Below are 14,282 nucleotides of genomic sequence, written 5' to 3'. Positions count from 1 at the left end.
CATGCTGGCCGCGCTGCTCTCGGCCTATGCCGATCCCGACGCCGAAGTCGCCGCGGCGCTCGCCGCGGGTCGCCGGCCGGTCCGCACGCTGGGCTTCGACGCCCCGCGCACGCGGCTGATCGCCGCGGGCTTCCAGCCGGTACGCCTGGTCGCGCCGCGGCTGGCCGCGACGCCGCGCGCCGACACGATCATGGGCGCCGCCGAGATCGGCCCGCGCGGTCGCCGGCTGCTCGAAGCGCTGGTGGCGCCGGTGCGGCCCGAGGTACCGGTGCTGATCACCCAAGCCGACAGCGAGCAGCCGCAGATCTTTGCGGCGCTGCGCGAACTCGGCCGGCTGGGCGAGCCGGTGCCGGAGCAGGTGCACTTCTGCGACCTGCTGCACATCGATCGCGCATCGTCGCGCGCCTACAATGCCACGCGCCTGGCGCAGCTCGACGACTGGCTGGTTTCGCTCGGTGGGCGCCGGCCCACGGTCGAGAGCCTGGCCGAGGCCGAGGCGCTGCTCGCGGAACAGGCCGCGCTGCTGGAGCGGTGTGACGCACTGCGCCGTGAAGGCCGGATCGCGGGTTCGGACATGCTCGCGCTGATCGGCGCCTGCGCGATCCTGCCCGTCGACCGGGCCAATGCAGCGCTCGTGGCCCTGCTCGAAGCACCCGTCGAAATTGCGGCTCACCACCCAACCCCAACCCCGCTCACCCTGAGCTTGTCGAAGGGTGCTGGCGCGACCGTCGCGCCTGGTGCTTCGACAAGCTCAGCACGAGCGGAGTCTGGTTTGGTAGCCCGGCGCGTGCTGGTCTGCGGCACGCCCCACGAGGGCGCCGAGCTCTACCAGGCGATCGAAGCCGCGGGCGCACAGGTCGTCGGCGAAGCCCACGCCTGGGGGCTCGCACACGCCGTCCCGCCGCGCGTTGCCTCGCCGAGCGCCGAAGCCCGACGCGTGGCCGAAGCCGCCCTCGCCGCCGAGGCCGATCTCGTGCTCCACCTGACGCTCGACGGCGACGAAGCCGCGCCCTGGGATGTCGCGCGGCTCAAACGCGCCTTGCCCGAGAACCTGCGCTTCGCCGCGCTCCGCTGCAGCTCGATACCCGACGCGGCTTTCGCCGAAACCCTGACCGCGCTCCTCACCGGCCAAGCGATCGAGAAACCCGCGGCTGCTCCCAAACCCGCCACCGGCAAACCCCGCCCCAGCCCGTCGCGCAGCCGCAAGTCGCTGTCCTCGGTGGCCGACGTCAACGCCTACCAGCGCGAGTGGTTCGCTTCGGTCCGCCAGCAGGTGGCCGAAGGCGCGCCTTTCGCGATGGTCAATGCCAATGCCCCGCAGGAGATCCTGCGCGCGCTCGACATTCCCTTCGTGGTCAACCAGTGGTGGGCCTCAATCGTCGCTGCCAAGCAGCAGAGCCGCCGCTACCAGGGACTGCTGCGCGCGCACGACTATCCGGCCGACGTCGAGGCCTATAGCGCGCAAGGCTTGGCCGCCGCGTTCGACGACGATGCCGACCACGCGCCCTGGGGCGGCCTGCCCCGGCCCGACTTCGTTCACGCGGTCGCCTCGTCGGACCCGACGCTCAAGCTGTTCGAGCAATGGGGCGAGGATGTCGGCGCCGAGAGCTACGTTTACGAACGCACAACCGATCCGCGCGCCGACCTGTTCGCCGACTGGTGGGCGCAATTGCCCGCGCACTGGGACTCGGTGCTCGAGGACGAGCGCGTCGACCTCATGCTCGCCGAGATCCGCGAGGTCATCGCGCGGCTCGAGGCCAGGACCGGCCGCACCTTCTCGGCCGAGCGTTTCGCCGAGGTCATGACCCTGGTGAACGAGCAGGAGGAATACTACCGCAAGACCCGCGATCTCGTCGCGCGCACGGTCCCCGCGCCGATCGGCGTGGTCGACTCGATGCCTGCGACGATGGTGCCGCAATGGCATCGCGGCACGGTCTGGGCGCGCGACGCGGCCAAGGACTTCTACGAGGAGGTCCAGGCCCGCGTCGACGCCGGGCTCGCCGCTGTACCGAACGAGCGCGTGCGGCTCATGTGGGTCGGCCGCGGATTGTGGAGCGAGATGGGCTTCTACCAGAAGTGGGAGGAGAGCCACGGCGCGGTCTTCGTCTGGTCGATGTACCTCGCGCTCGCCGCCGACGGCTATATCCGCGATCTCTCGGGCGGCCGCGATCCGCTGCGCGCGCTGGCCAGCCGCGTGATCTGCATGGGCGACGAGCTGCGCATGCCGACCTGGGCCGGGCCCTGGCACGTCCACGAGGCGCAGACGCACAGCATCGACGGCGTGGTGGCCTTGCAGGATGCCGATCCCTTCGTCGTGCGGGCGCTGCGCGCGGCGGGCTTCCCCGTGCTCGAACTGACCGCCGACAACTTCAACCGCGAGAGCGAGGACGGCGCCGCGATCGACGCGGCGATCACGGCTTTCGTCGAAGGCCCGGCGCGCGAACGTGCGGAGCAGCGCCATGCCGGCACTTGATGGCCTCAAGATCGTCGACTTCTCGCGCTTCCTGCCCGGCGCCTATGCCAGCTGGATCGCCGCCGACATGGGCGCCGATGTGGTGCGGATCGAGCATCCGCGGGAACTGGCCAAGCAGCAGGCCATGTTCGGCAAGGACGAGGATACGGCAGCGGCGGCCCGCCGCCGTGCCCGCCCGAGCTACACGCGCAACAAGCGCAGCCTGCTGATCAACCCCGGCGCCGAGGCCTCGCGCTCGGTGCTCGAGAAGCTGATCGCCGAAGCCGACGTGCTGATCGAGGACTACCGCCCCGGGGTCATGGCCAGCATGGGCTTCGGCTACGAGGCGATGGCCGCGCTCAATCCGCGGCTGGTCTACCTCTCGGTCAGCTTCGCCGGCCAGACCGGGCCGCTGGCAGGCCGCGCCGGGCATGATCCGCTCGCGCTGGCTTTGGCGGGAACGCTGTCGCGGCTCAACGGCACGCCCGTGCCCTCGCTGCCCGGCCTGCAGGTCGCCGACGTGCTGACCGGCGCCCATGCGACGATCGCGCTGCTGCTGGCCTTGCAGGGCCGGACGCGCAGCGGGCGCGGCGAGCATGTCGACGTCGCCATGTCCGATGCCGCGATGCCGCTGCTGCTCGTCGGCATGGGGCGGCACGACGATCTCGCCGAGCTGCCCGAGCTCGGCGCCTGGCATCCCAAGGGCGGCGTCTGGCGCTGCGCCGACGGCGAGTACCTGTGCACCACCGATATGGAGCCCGCCTACTGGCGCCGCTTCTGCGTCGCGATCGGCAAGCCCGAATTCGCCGAGCGCCAGCACGATCCGGCGGGCCATGCGGCGATGCAGTTGGAGATCGCCGCGGTCCTGCTGACCAAGAGCCGCGACGAATGGTTCGCGCTGCTCTCCGAAGCCGAGACCCAGGCGATGCCCGTCTACAGCCCGGCCGAAGCGCTCGCCCACCCGCACAACCGCGCGCGCGGCATGGTGCTCGACGTCCCGCTCGCCGGCCAGGCCGAACCGCTGGTGCAACTGGCGCTGCCTTTCACCTTTTCCGAGACGCAGACCATGCCGCCCCAGGCCGCCGGCGCGGCGGGCGCGGACAATGCCGCGATCCTCGCCGAACTCGGCTTCGATGCCGACGCGCTGGCGGCGGCCGGGGCGTTTTCAGCAGAGAGGGACAGCCGCGCATGACACCGCTCGCCGGGATTCGGGTGCTCGATTTCACCCATGCCATCGCCGGGCCGACCTGCACGCAGATGCTCCAGCAGCTCGGCGCCGAGGTCGTGAAGGTCGAGCCGCCGGTCAAGGGCGACGACTTCCGCCATTATACCGAGCACGCCGGCCTGCCCGGCATGAGCGTACCCTTCGCCGCGGCCAATTTCGGCAAGCGCTCGGTCACGCTCAACCTCAAGTCGGAGGACGGCGTCGCGCTGGCGCTGCGGCTGGCCGAACAGGCCGACATCGTCGTCGAGAACTACCGCCCCGGCGTGATCGACCGGCTCGGCCTCGGCTACGAGACCTTGAGCGCCGCCAATCCGCGGCTGATCATGCTCTCGTTGAGCGGCTTCGGCCAGTCGGGCCCCTGGCGCGACTGGGGCGCCTACGACCACATCGCCCAGGCCGTCTCGGGCATGGCGGTGATGAACGGGACCGAGGCCGGGCCGTTCAAGATCGGCATTCCCGTGGTCGACTGCTTCACCGGCTACCTCGGCGCGATCGCGCTGCTCGCGGCCTTGCGCGAGCGCGATGCCAGCGGGTGCGGCAAGCGGCTCGACGTCGCGATGGTCGACGCCGCGCTCAAGATCATGGGATCGGCGGCGAGCGTCTGGGACTACACCGGCCAGGCGCCCAAGGGCACGGGCAACCGCGGCTTCCGGCTCGTCGCCACGGCCGAATATTACGCCACGGCCGCGGGCTGGATCGCGCTCGGCGCCAACCACCAGCACCAGATCGAGGCGATGTTCCGCGCCTTCGGCAGGCCTGAGATGCTGACCGATCCGCGCTTCGCCGATCACGCCGCGCGGGTGGAGAACTATGCCGCGCTCAAGGGCTGGCTGACCGAATATCTGCTGACCCGCGAGGCGGCCGAGCTCGAGACCGAACTGACCCAGGCCGGCGTGCCCGCGGCGATGTTGCGCGACATCGGCGAGGTCCTCCAGCATCCCCACATGGCGCAGCGCGGGCTGCTGGAGGAGGCGTTGCTCCCCGGGCACGACAAGCCGCTCGGCGTGCTCGGACCGGGCTTCGCGGTGGAGACCGCTGCGGCGACGCCCGCGGTGCCCGCGCTCGGCGCCGACACCGATGCGGTGCTCGGCGAGCTCGGCCTGTCGGGCGCCGAGATCGCCGACCTGCGCGAACGGAAAGCGATCTGATGGCCGCGACCGAGATCCTGCTGCTGGGCGACCTGATCCTCGACGTGCCCGAGCCCGACCACTGGCTCTCGGGAATCGCACCACTGACCCGCGCGGCCGAGGTCGTGATCGGCCACCTCGAAGTGCCCTACACCACCAGCGAGGAGGAGATGCCCGGCGACGTCCCCGCGCCCGGTGCCGACCCCGCGCATCTCGACGCGCTCGCCCGTGCGGGCTTCACCGCCGTATCGATGGCGGGCAACCACATGATGGACTGCGGGGTGTCGGGCCTGACCGAGACGATCGCCGGGCTCGACCGCAACCATATCGCCCACGCCGGCGCGGGTATGAGCCTGGCCGAAGCGCGCGCGCCGGCGCTGATCGAGACCGGCGGTCGCACGATCGCGCTGCTCAGCTACAACTGCGTCGGACCCGAGCTGTGCTGGGCGGCCGAAGACAAGCCCGGCTGCGCCTATGTCAAAGTGCTGGCGGTCGACGGCGGCCCCAGCCGACCGCAGGCCGAGCTGCGCGAGATCGATCCCGCCTCGCTGGCCGAAATGGCGGCCGACATCGCCGGGGCACGCGCCAAGGCCGATCTCGTCGTCGTCGCGCTGCACAAGGGCATCACCCACAGGCCGGCCGAGCTCGCCGCCTACGAGCGCCCGCTCGCCGAGGCGGCGATCCGCGCGGGGGCGGACGTCGTCGCAGGTCACCACGCGCATATCGCCCGCGGTATCGAGTTTATCGACGGCAAGCCCGTGTTCCACGGCCTGGGCAACGGCGTCGTCGTCACCCATGCTCTCGCCCCCGCGCAGGATCATCCCGCCCGCGCCGATTGGGCTGAGCGACGCCAGCGCCTCTTCGGATTTGCGCCGCTGCCCGACTATCCGCTCGCGCCGTTCCACCCTGAGGCGCGCAACGGCCTGATCGGACGATTGCTCTGGCACGAAGACGGTCGGCTCGAAACGGGCTTCATTCCGATCTGGTTCGAGCCGCCGGGCCGTCCGATCGTGGCCGGGGAGAGAAGCGGAGAAATCGCGGCCTATGTCGATGCGATCGGGCGCCAGGCCGGCCTGCCCGGCCTGAGCCTTGCCGCCGATGTGGCGGGGCGTTTCGACCTGACGCAGGACTTCTCCTAGAACCCAAACGCTCGCGATGCGTTGAGCCTGTCTGATCGCGCGGCTCCCGCGCCGGGGAGAGAACAGGCATGGAAGCTGCGGACGTGTTCACCAAGCTCAACTGCGAGCTGCATCCCGACCCCGCGCGCACCGTCATCCGGCCTTTCCACTTCGGCTATCCCGATGCTTTCGCCGAAGATCGCCCGACGCGGCTGCAGCAGGTGGCGCAGCGCGTCCTTGCGCTCGACGAGGACGTGCGTGAGCGCATGCTCGACTTTCTGCATGGGCCGATGCGCGAGCGGCACCGCAATGCCGATGCGATGTTCCTGCGCCAAGTCGATTGCCTGGCCGATGAGTTGGGCGAACTGCCTGCGCTCGACGACCGCGAAAAGCTGCTGCTCGGCGCCTATCTGAGCCAGGAATATGCCTTCGAATCCGCCGCGCTGTTCAATCCGAGCATCGTCCGCATTCCCGGCGCCGACGGCACCAGCGAGGGCCATCCGCACTTCCTGCTCTCGCTGCGCGGGATCGGCGAAGGGCACGTCTCATCGGTCACCTTTCGCACCGGCACCTGGGACGGTGACCGCGCCCTGACGATCGACCCGCCGAGCCCGCATTGCATCCCGCCGCGGATCGAGAGCGACAGCGAAGGCTGGGTCCGGCTGCAATGCGACGAGAGCCAGGACGTTTCCGAAACCGTGATCTTCCCCGTCCTGCCCTCGCAGCGCCAGGGGATCGAGGACCTGCGCCTCGTCGGCTTCCGAGACGACGACGGCCGCGAGCAGATCATGGGCACCTATACCGCCTACGACGGCCGGAACGTGCAGCAGGAAATGCTGCGCGGCATCGACCTGCGCACCTTCGAGATGCGGCCGCTGGCCGGGGCGATGACCGGCTACAAGGGCATGGCGCTGTTCCCCCGCCGCATCGACGGCGACTATGTCATGCTCGGCCGGCAGGACAGCGAGAACATCTGGCTGCTGCGCTCGAAGGACCTCTACACTTGGGAGACCGGCAAACCGATCGTGACACCGCGCTATCCCTGGGAATTCGTCCAGATGGGCAATTGCGGATCGCCCCTGGAGATCGCCGAGGGCTGGCTCGTCTTCACCCACGGCGTCGGTCTGGTGCGCGGCTATGCGATCGGCGCCTGCCTGCTCGACAAGGAAGATCCCTCACGGGTGCTGGCGAGAACCCGCGCGCCGGTGGTCTTCCCCAGTGCCGAGCAGCGCGGCGGCTATGTACCCAACGTCACCTATAGCTGCGGCGCACTCGTCTACGAGCGGCGTGTCCTGCTGCCCTTCGGCGTCGCCGACGAGTTCACCGCCTTCGCCGTGGCCGATCTCGACGATCTGCTTTCGGTAATGGTCGCGGAATAGGACGCTGTCCTAATCCACCTGTCGCGCGTCGAACGACTGGCGCGCGTTCTCGATGTTGGCGATGTTGCTCTCGATCCAGTTGCCGATCTGGAGTGCCTGGTCGCCCAGCGAATTGCCCAGCGCGGTCAGCGCGTAGACCACCTGCGGCGGCACCGTCGGGTGGACCGTGCGTTCGACCATGCCGTCGCGCTCGAGCGCGCGCAGCGTTCGCGTCAGCATTTGCTGCGAAATGCCCGCGACGTCTCGGCGGAGCTGGTTGAAGCGCGAAGGGCCTCGCGCAAGGTCACCACCACGGGTAGCGTCCAGCGATCGCCGATGCGCGACAGATGCTCGGCCAGCTTGCCGCACTTCTGATGACCGAGATCGAAAGCGCGCGACGAGACGGTCATATCCATGTGACTAGGCCCTCAAAAAATGCGTTCTTGGCGCGTCCGCTGGCGCCCCATAGCTAGCTGGGGTCTCCGCACCAATTTGGACAGCCCCCGATGAAGATCCTCCATATCGATTCCTCGATCCAGGCAGAAGCTTCCGCCAGCCGCCTGCTTTCCGCCGCTATCGTCGCGCAGCTCAAGACGCACGCGCCCGCCGCCGCGGTCACCTATCGCGATCTCGCCGCCGATCCGCTGCCGCACCTGACGCTCGCCCGCTTCGGCAGCGCCGAGGGCGAAGCCGTGCTGGAAGAATTTCTGTCGGCCGACGTCGTCGTGATCGGCGTGCCGATGTACAATTTCGGCATTCCCAGCCAGCTCAAGGCCTGGTTCGACCACATCCTGATCGCTGGCCGGACCTTCCGCTACACCGAAACCGGGCCCGAAGGCTTGGCCGGCGACAAGCGCGTCATCGTCGCCGCTTCGCGCGGCGGGTATTATGGCAAGGCGAGCCCGGGCGAGGCGAACGAGCACGCCGAAAGCCACCTGCGCGCCATGCTCGGCTTCGCGGGGATCACCGCTCCTGAAATCGTGATCGCCGAAGGCGTGGCCATCGGTCCAGAGCATCGCCAGCAGGCTCTGGACGCTGCCCTGGCTTGGATCGACGACGTGGCGCCGATCGCAGCCACGGCCTGATAGGCCACCTTCCCGCATGGGGCCGGCAACACCGGCCCCATGCGTTACATCAGAAGTCGTAGCGCAGTGCGGCCGAGATCGTCCGGCCGTTGATCGCCCGGCCCGTGCCGATGCCGTTGGCGGGCACGGTGCTCTGCGAGATCTCGAAGAAGCCGATCTTGTCGAACAGGTTGTAGGCGTTGACCATCAATTGCACGCGCTCGACCGGACGGATCTGGACGAAGGCGTTGACCACGGTGAAGCCCGGCATCTTGAGCAGGTTGCTGTCCTGCGCATAGGAGCTGGTGATCGTCACCACGTTCGCACCGACGGTGAACAGTTCGGTCTCGTACTGCGGCGTCGCCTGCAGAGTCCAGGCCGGCTGGTGACGCGGTTCCTTGCCGGTCAAGGTCGGATCGAGCTTGTCCTCGGTGATCTTGGCCTTGGTATAGGTCGCCCCTGCGGTCACGCTGAACGGGCCGGTGCGATAGCCGCCCTCCAGCTCCAGACCGTAGGCGCGATAGGAGCGGAAGGTCCGGTTGGCCGAACCGTTGAGCACGTTGTGATCGTCGGCATGGGCCAGGAAGGCCGTGCCGTTCAGGGTCGCGTTAGAGGTGCGGAACTTGAAGCCGCCTTCGAGCTGGCGAACCTCGTCGTACTTGTCCTTGCTGTCGGCGACGCTTCCGTCGACCGTGCTGACGATCGGCGTGAACAGGATCTTGTCGGCATTGGCACGGCCGCCGCGGCTGTAGCGCGCGAAGGCCGAAAGCTGTTCGGCGATACGATAGTTCACGCCCGCCGAATAGCTGAGGTAGCCGTAGTTGTAGTTCACCGGCGCGGGCTGGGTCAGCGGCAGGAAGGCGACGCTGCGCTCGGGCGCGGTGATCACGCCGTCGCCGTTCATGTCCTGCGTGACGAGGCCGACACGGCCGCCTTCGAGGTCGGCGCCGAACAGCTGGCCGCGCACGCGACCGCTGTCGTAGCGCAGGCTGCCGCCGATCGCGACCTTGCCGACGTGGTAGTTCACCGAGGCATAGGGCGCGGTGATGTTGTACTTCACGTCGAAGATGCGGCGGAACTTGCTCGTCCGACCGCGGCCGTAGGCATAGTAGCCGTCGACCGTCTGCGGCACGCCGGCGACGCTGGTCACGTTGACCATCGCCGTCTGGGCGTCGCCCGCGACGTCGGCGTCGAAGGCCGAATGCAGCCATTCCGACTTGAGCGTCTGGATCGCCTTGTAGAGGCCGGCGGTGACGGTGAGGTTGCCCTCGCCCACGCGCCAGACGCGCGTCGCGCGGAAGTCGTTGGTGAAGTTGTCGAGGCTGCGCGCGCGCGTCTCGGCCATGTAGAACAGCGCGAGCAGGCCGTTGCCGTTGGCATTAGTCGGGACGAGCTGGCCCGCATTCGGCCCGCTGGCATAGCGCGCGATCGCGCCAGCGCCGGCCTGCGAGGCGGCGAAGGCGGTGACCGTGTCGGCGGTGTTCGGGAACACGCGCAGGAAATCGCCCTTGTTCGCCGAATAGCGCGCACGGTCGGTCAGGGTGAAACCGGCCACTTCGAACTGCGCCTCGATACCCACCGATTTCGACACGGGGTGCATGCCGTACTTGAGCGGGAACTTCTGCAGCTTGTTCTCGCCGTCGAGCGTGACCACCGGGCCGATGTAGGGCGAGAGCACCGAATCCTTGCGGATGTCGAAGCCCGGCAGGTTGGCGATCGTCGGATCGCTGTCGGTGCCCGTCAGCTTGAAGAAATAGGGCGCGAAGGTCGGCGAGCGGTCGTCGAGGTACTTGCCGTGCAGGCGGATGTAGCCGTTGCTGAACTGCTTGGTGATGTTCGCGCGGATCTGGCCGCCCTTGTAGCCGGTGAAGCCGATGGTCCGCGGCCCCTCGCCCCAGCGATAGAAGCCGCCAACGTGGAAGCGCAGGCTCTCGCTCAGCTTGCCGCCATAGTCGGCGTCGAAGCGGTTCTCGCCATAGTCGAGGCCCTTGGTGAACTGGATCGAACCACCTTGGGTCTCACCGGTCTTGGAGATCAGATTGATCAGGCCGCCCGGCGAATCCGATGCGAAGGTCGAGGCCGAACCTCCGCGGATCGACTCGATCTGCGCGAGGTTGAAATCAGCGCGCGAGAAGACGTCGGCACCGAAGTTAAAGAAGTCGCCGAACTCGATGACCGGCAGGCCGTCTTCCTGGATCTGCATGTACTTCGAGCCGCCGGCCGCCAGCGGCAGGCCGCGGACGGTATAATTGGCATTGCCCTCGCCGATGCCCGACTCGACGCGTAGGCCCGGCATCGTGCGCAAGATGTCGGCGAGCGGGCGCGGGCCGAGCTTTTCGGCCTCGCTGCCACGCAGCGCGCTGGTGGAGGTGGCACTGTCGAGCCGGTCGCGGCCCTTGGCGACGCCGGTGGAGAACACCTCCTGGTGGGCATTCTCCGCCTGAGGCTTGGCGGTGACGACAGGTGCGGTCTGGGTGGGCGTCGACTGAGCGAGCGCCGGCAGGGCGTGGAGCAGCGAGGCTCCCGCGAGCAGATAAACGGCCTTCTTCATGTAAAAATGAATCCCGGTTGCCGCCATCCGCACTTGGCGTGGTTTCCCGGGGATTTACCTAGTTGCAGTATGGTGGACGTCGCCCTTTCACCGCCCTCCGTAGAAACACCTGGGTCGCGCAACGTTCGCCGGCGCGGTGGGCGAACACCGCCAAGATGATGCGAACGATCGATCCCCGCTTCACAATTGCCGCAAAATCGTGGAAAGGCGCGCGCGATGGCAGGATATAGAGAACCTGGATTCCAGGATAGAGTAGCGGCCGCAGCCCAGGCGCGAGCCAAGGCACTGGCGAAATTGAAGGCGAAGCCCGCGGTCGATCCGGCCGAGCAGGCCGAACGCGTGGCCAAGGCGCGCCAGCGCGAGGCCGAGCGCGTGGAAAAGGCCCAGGCCGCCAAGGCCGAGCGCGAAGCGAAGCTCGAGGCCCGTCGCGCTGAAGCCGAGGCTCAGGCCCAGGCTGAAGCCGAGGCCGAGGCCAACGAGGCGGCGAAGCCTGAAAAGACCGAAGCAGAGCGCAAGGCCGCCCGCGACGCGCGCTATGCCGCCCGGAAGGCGCGCAAGAAGTAGCACGCCAGATCGGGTTCGATCAGGCCTTAGCTAGAACGCGAACAACGCCGCGATGACGAAGGTGAAGACGATCGATTCGATCAGCCCGATCGACGCGATCAACATCGCCTTTGCAAGCGACTGTTCGAGCTTGATCGCAAACCAGCGCACCTGCAGCAGGCCGTAGAACAGGAAGGCCGCCGCAACGATGCCGAGGCCGATCGCGGGTGCCGTCGCGATCGGCAGGTGCGTGATGCTCGCGCCGATGCTCAGCATCAGCGCGAAAGGCGCCACCGCATAGCATTGCGCGTAGAACGGAGCCTTCAGCGTCTCGCGGTCGAGGTCCAGCGCGCTCTTGCGCACCATGCGGGTGGCCAGCACCAGCGGAAACATCCCGAACAGCATAAGACGCAGCAGCAGAAGCGTGGTGTTGTCGTTGACCAGCGCAGCCAGGCCATGCTTGCTCGCCACTACGGGATTGACGCCGAATACGGTCAGTTCGAGTGCCTGGCAGACCATCAAGGTCAGGATCAGGAACACCGGCGGACTGACCGCGGCGCGATACTGGTCGTCCTGCGCCAAAGAGAGCTGCGCTTCGGCATATTCCATCGTCTGCAGCGGGTGGCGCAGGATCTTGCCCATCGTGACCGGGAAGAACACGATCCAGCTCATCAGCTCGTAGAGGAACTCATCGAGCGAATTCAGCCACTGAACGAAATTCATGCGGCGACGCAGTCCTTCAGCGAGTGCCCGGAATGGCGCGCCCGGCAGGGTTCGAACCTGCAACAACCCGCTTAGAAGGCGGGGACTCTATCCAGTTGAGCTACGGGCGCGTCACCGCATCTCATAGCGGCCTTCGCCTATCGCGCAAACCGGGATAGGGTCCATCGCGGGGCATAACGAGCGGAGGGGGCAAGCGGTGCGAGCGTTCACGGTTCGGGTCGAGGAGACGGCGCTCGCCGACCTGCAACGGCGGCTGACGGCCACGCGCTGGCTGGACGATCCCACCGGCGGCGCGTCCGGCTATGGCGCCGAACTGGCCTTCGTCCAAGCGCTCTGCGCTCATTGGGCGGAGCGCTTCGACTGGCGCGCGGTCGAGGCGCGGCTCAATGTCGAGCCGCAGATTCTCGCCGACATCGACGGGCTGGAGATCCACGCGATCCACCGCCGCTCGTCGCGCGCCGATGCCGTGCCGCTGCTTCTGCTCCACGGCTGGCCGAGTTCCGTGCTCGAATTCCTGCCGCTCTGCGAGCCGCTGGCCGAGCCCGCGGGTGACGCGCCGGCCTTCCACGTGATCGTGCCCTCGCTGCCCGGCTACGGTTGGTCGACCACGCGTCCCGGCGTCTCGCCGCGCCGCATCGCCGTACAGCTGGCAGAGTTGATGACGCGGCTCGGCTACGAGCGTTTCCTGATCCAGGGCGGCAACTGGGGTAGCGGGATCGGCACCGAGATCGCGCGCGACTGGCCAGAGCGGGTGATCGGCCTGCACCTCAACTCGGTCAACGGCAGCCCGCCGCCGGCCGAGGCCGGCGTGGTGCTCTCGCCCGCGGACCAGGCGCTCGCCGACATCTATGCCGGCCTGCTGCGCGCGCCGCATTTCAACCTGGTGGCGCAAGCCCCGCTATCGATCGCGCATGGTCTCAACGATTCCCCCGCCGGCCTGCTCGCCTGGCTCGGCGAGCGGCTGCGCGACTGGGCGGACCCGTCCTTGCCAGGGAATCCCGGCCTGGCACCCGACTGGATCGTCGCGACCACCGCGCTCTACTGGTTCACCGGCACCACGGCTTCGTCGCAGATGCTCTACCGCGAAGCCGTGCACGATCCCGTGCCCGAGCGCTTCGTCAGCGTGCCGACCGCGATCGCGCATTTCACCGCCGAGCTGGTGATGATCCCGCGGCCCTGGGCCGAGCGGCACTACAACATCGTCCGCTGGACCGCGCTCGCCCAGGGCGGACACTATCCGGCGATCGAAGTGCCCCAACTCTTTCTCGAAGATGTGCGCAGTTTCGCGCAGATGCTTTGCGAGGTCGAAAAGACAGGTTAGGCAAGCGCCATGGATCAGCCGCTTTCCCGCATCGAGGGCAGTTCCGGCGCGCGCCGGCACTTCCGCTACTTCGAATATGCCATGGCGGCCTTCGTCGCGATCCTGCTGCTGTCGAACCTGATCGGCGCGGCCAAGCTCGCGACCGTCTGGGGCTTCACCTTCGGCGCAGGCATCCTGTTCTTCCCCGTATCCTATGTGCTCGGCGACGTGCTGACCGAGGTCTACGGCTATGCCAACGCGCGTCGCTGCGTCTGGGCGGGCACCGCCGCGCTGATCTTCATGGCCTTCATGAGCTACGTCGTCGTCGCCATGCCGCCCGCGCCGAGCTGGGGCTGCGCCTCGAGCGGCGATCCGGTCTTCGCCGCATTGGGGCTCGAGCCGGGCACGGTCTGCCAGTCGACCTACGTCTCGGTCTTCGGCTCGACCTGGCGCATCGTCCTCGCCTCGGTCATCGCCTTCTGGGCGGGCGAATTCGTCAACGCCTTCGTCATGGCCAAGATGAAGGTCTTCACCCAGGGCAAGCACCTCTGGAGCCGCACGATCGGCTCGACCGTGTTCGGCCAGGCGGTGGACTCCGTGCTGTTCTACCCGATCGCCTTCCTCGGCATCTGGGAAACGCACGACGTGGTCATGGTGATGGTCACCAACTGGGCGATGAAGGTCGCCTGGGAAGTGATCCTGACCCCCGCGACCTATGCCGTCGTCGGCTGGCTCAAGAACCGCGAAGGCGTCGACGTGTTCGATACCGACACCGAGTTCTCGCCTTTCGCCAAGACGGAATCGGTCTAGCACCCCATATC

The 14,282-nt window shown here is 68.1% G+C and carries 13 protein-coding genes and 1 tRNA gene; 9 read left to right on the top strand and 5 right to left on the bottom strand.

Translation table 11 applies throughout. The features are described from left to right. Position 1: 1 nt before the first annotated feature. The 5 genes from WG901_RS16510 (at position 2) to WG901_RS16490 (ending at position 7,301) form a co-directional block, all read left to right on the top strand. Positions 2 to 2,473 carry a 2-hydroxyacyl-CoA dehydratase family protein gene (locus WG901_RS16510; protein ID WP_339588189.1) on the top strand — a complete coding sequence of 824 codons (2,472 nt, stop codon included), beginning with the start codon at positions 2 to 4 and terminating at the stop codon, positions 2,471 to 2,473. After that, positions 2,460 to 3,644 (top strand): CaiB/BaiF CoA transferase family protein, encoded by a 1,185-nt coding sequence (locus WG901_RS16505; RefSeq protein ID WP_339588188.1) that lies wholly within the window; start codon positions 2,460 to 2,462, stop codon positions 3,642 to 3,644. Before WG901_RS16510 ends, WG901_RS16505 begins: the two co-directional genes overlap by 14 nt. Then, positions 3,641 to 4,825, top strand: coding sequence for a CaiB/BaiF CoA transferase family protein (locus WG901_RS16500; RefSeq protein ID WP_339588187.1), 1,185 nt, complete (start codon positions 3,641 to 3,643; stop codon positions 4,823 to 4,825). Before WG901_RS16505 ends, WG901_RS16500 begins: the two co-directional genes overlap by 4 nt. After that, complete coding sequence (locus WG901_RS16495; RefSeq protein ID WP_339588186.1) at positions 4,825 to 5,943, top strand: CapA family protein; 1,119 nt, start codon at positions 4,825 to 4,827, stop codon at positions 5,941 to 5,943. Before WG901_RS16500 ends, WG901_RS16495 begins: the two co-directional genes overlap by 1 nt. A gap of 68 nt (positions 5,944 to 6,011) precedes the next feature. Continuing rightward, positions 6,012 to 7,301 (top strand): glycoside hydrolase family 130 protein, encoded by a 1,290-nt coding sequence (locus WG901_RS16490; protein WP_339588185.1) that lies wholly within the window; start codon positions 6,012 to 6,014, stop codon positions 7,299 to 7,301. Positions 7,302 to 7,310: 9 nt separating this feature from the next. Here the strand turns inward: WG901_RS16490 and WG901_RS16485 are convergent, their stop codons facing one another. Both WG901_RS16485 and WG901_RS16480 read right to left on the bottom strand, forming a co-directional pair. Then, positions 7,311 to 7,532 carry a winged helix-turn-helix transcriptional regulator gene (locus WG901_RS16485; protein WP_339588431.1) on the bottom strand — a complete coding sequence of 74 codons (222 nt, stop codon included), beginning with the start codon at positions 7,530 to 7,532 and terminating at the stop codon, positions 7,311 to 7,313. Further along, a complete protein-coding gene (locus WG901_RS16480; RefSeq protein WP_339588438.1) occupies positions 7,514 to 7,696 on the bottom strand; it encodes a hypothetical protein in 183 nt (60 codons plus the stop codon). The genes WG901_RS16485 and WG901_RS16480 overlap by 19 nt, the downstream gene beginning before the upstream one ends. 90 nt (positions 7,697 to 7,786) lie before the next feature. Here WG901_RS16480 and WG901_RS16475 point away from each other — a divergent pair, with 90 nt between their 5' ends. Then, positions 7,787 to 8,365, top strand: a complete 579-nt coding sequence (locus WG901_RS16475; protein ID WP_339588184.1) for an FMN-dependent NADH-azoreductase — start codon at positions 7,787 to 7,789, stop codon at positions 8,363 to 8,365. 49 nt (positions 8,366 to 8,414) lie between these two features. On the opposite strand, the gene WG901_RS16470 is transcribed toward WG901_RS16475, so the two are convergent. Further along, on the bottom strand, positions 8,415 to 10,895 hold the full coding sequence (locus WG901_RS16470) for a TonB-dependent receptor domain-containing protein (protein ID WP_339588183.1): 2,481 nt from the start codon (positions 10,893 to 10,895) through the stop codon (positions 8,415 to 8,417). 216 nt (positions 10,896 to 11,111) lie between these two features. Between WG901_RS16470 and WG901_RS16465 the strand changes: the two genes are divergently transcribed. Continuing rightward, positions 11,112 to 11,459, top strand: coding sequence for a DUF6481 family protein (locus WG901_RS16465; protein ID WP_339588182.1), 348 nt, complete (start codon positions 11,112 to 11,114; stop codon positions 11,457 to 11,459). A gap of 30 nt (positions 11,460 to 11,489) precedes the next feature. On the opposite strand, the gene WG901_RS16460 is transcribed toward WG901_RS16465, so the two are convergent. Together WG901_RS16460 and WG901_RS16455 are read right to left on the bottom strand one after the other, a co-directional pair. Next, entirely contained in the window at positions 11,490 to 12,161 is a 672-nt protein-coding gene (locus WG901_RS16460) for a hypothetical protein (RefSeq protein ID WP_339588181.1), read from the bottom strand. 33 nt (positions 12,162 to 12,194) lie between these two features. Continuing rightward, positions 12,195 to 12,271 (bottom strand) — tRNA-Arg (locus WG901_RS16455). 86 nt (positions 12,272 to 12,357) lie between these two features. On the opposite strand from WG901_RS16455, the gene WG901_RS16450 reads away from it, so the two are divergent. After that, a complete protein-coding gene (locus tag WG901_RS16450; RefSeq protein WP_339588180.1) occupies positions 12,358 to 13,482 on the top strand; it encodes an epoxide hydrolase family protein in 1,125 nt (374 codons plus the stop codon). A gap of 9 nt (positions 13,483 to 13,491) precedes the next feature. Further along, the gene (locus WG901_RS16445; RefSeq protein WP_339588179.1) at positions 13,492 to 14,271 is read left to right on the top strand and encodes a queuosine precursor transporter; all 780 of its coding nucleotides are present in this window, start codon (positions 13,492 to 13,494) and stop codon (positions 14,269 to 14,271) included. Positions 14,272 to 14,282 lie beyond the last annotated feature (11 nt).

Source organism: Novosphingobium anseongense (genome assembly GCF_037482895.1).
GTDB classification, from domain to species: Bacteria; Pseudomonadota; Alphaproteobacteria; order Sphingomonadales; family Sphingomonadaceae; genus Novosphingobium; species Novosphingobium anseongense.
This window is presented reverse-complemented; position numbering and strand designations above follow the sequence as displayed.

What these genes read in the sequence shown, in the direction of transcription:
- WG901_RS16510 (WP_339588189.1), top strand. Translation starts at nt 2, where the DNA reads ATGCTGGCCGCGCTGCTCTCGGCCTATGCCGATCCCGACGCCGAAGTC.
- WG901_RS16500 (WP_339588187.1), top strand. Translation starts at nt 3,641, where the DNA reads ATGACACCGCTCGCCGGGATTCGGGTGCTCGATTTCACCCATGCCATC.
- WG901_RS16460 (WP_339588181.1), bottom strand. Translation starts at nt 12,161, where the DNA reads ATGAATTTCGTTCAGTGGCTGAATTCGCTCGATGAGTTCCTCTACGAG.
- WG901_RS16470 (WP_339588183.1), bottom strand. Translation starts at nt 10,895, where the DNA reads ATGAAGAAGGCCGTTTATCTGCTCGCGGGAGCCTCGCTGCTCCACGCC.
- WG901_RS16445 (WP_339588179.1), top strand. Translation starts at nt 13,492, where the DNA reads ATGGATCAGCCGCTTTCCCGCATCGAGGGCAGTTCCGGCGCGCGCCGG.
- WG901_RS16480 (WP_339588438.1), bottom strand. Translation starts at nt 7,696, where the DNA reads ATGGATATGACCGTCTCGTCGCGCGCTTTCGATCTCGGTCATCAGAAG.
- WG901_RS16490 (WP_339588185.1), top strand. Translation starts at nt 6,012, where the DNA reads ATGGAAGCTGCGGACGTGTTCACCAAGCTCAACTGCGAGCTGCATCCC.
- WG901_RS16465 (WP_339588182.1), top strand. Translation starts at nt 11,112, where the DNA reads ATGGCAGGATATAGAGAACCTGGATTCCAGGATAGAGTAGCGGCCGCA.
- WG901_RS16505 (WP_339588188.1), top strand. Translation starts at nt 2,460, where the DNA reads ATGCCGGCACTTGATGGCCTCAAGATCGTCGACTTCTCGCGCTTCCTG.
- WG901_RS16475 (WP_339588184.1), top strand. Translation starts at nt 7,787, where the DNA reads ATGAAGATCCTCCATATCGATTCCTCGATCCAGGCAGAAGCTTCCGCC.
- WG901_RS16495 (WP_339588186.1), top strand. Translation starts at nt 4,825, where the DNA reads ATGGCCGCGACCGAGATCCTGCTGCTGGGCGACCTGATCCTCGACGTG.